The sequence below is a fragment of the Leifsonia sp. SIMBA_070 genome, from assembly GCF_046534635.1.
Taxonomy (GTDB): domain Bacteria; phylum Actinomycetota; class Actinomycetes; order Actinomycetales; family Microbacteriaceae; genus Leifsonia.
This window is the reverse complement of the sequence record NZ_JAWRYK010000076.1, coordinates 1-356: the sequence shown is the minus strand read 5'-3', so window position 1 is coordinate 356 and position 356 is coordinate 1. Positions and strand designations below refer to the sequence as shown.

The 356-nt window shown below is 62.6% G+C and carries 1 pseudogene; it reads left to right on the top strand.

Annotated elements, in window-relative coordinates:
• Positions 1 to 343, top strand: a pseudogene (locus tag SB754_RS19480) (hypothetical protein); the annotation flags it as partial.
• Positions 344 to 356: the final 13 nt, after the last annotated feature.

The following is a 356-nucleotide window of genomic DNA, read 5'->3' as shown; positions in this document are numbered from 1 at the left end:
CGGACGAGATGGATGGCGCGGCCACGACGGATCCGCCTCCGACGACAATCCGCTCCCGCTGGCCCGCGCCGTCGGCTTCGCGGATCTGGTGTCCTACACCTCGCTGTCGCGCCAAATGAATGAAAAGACCCTGGCCCAAATGGTGCAGCGCTTCGAGCACAAGTGCGCTGAGATCATTTCGGTGGGTGGCGGCAGGCTCGTGAAGACCATCGGCGATGAAGTGCTGTTCAACGCTGAGCCGACATGTACGGTGCGCTCAATCCCCGCCCCCGGTAGGCGGGATTCATCCACACACCCTGTATCTGGACAGCGCTGCTGGATACGGTGCCAAGTTCGGCCTTGAACACCACTTGGCC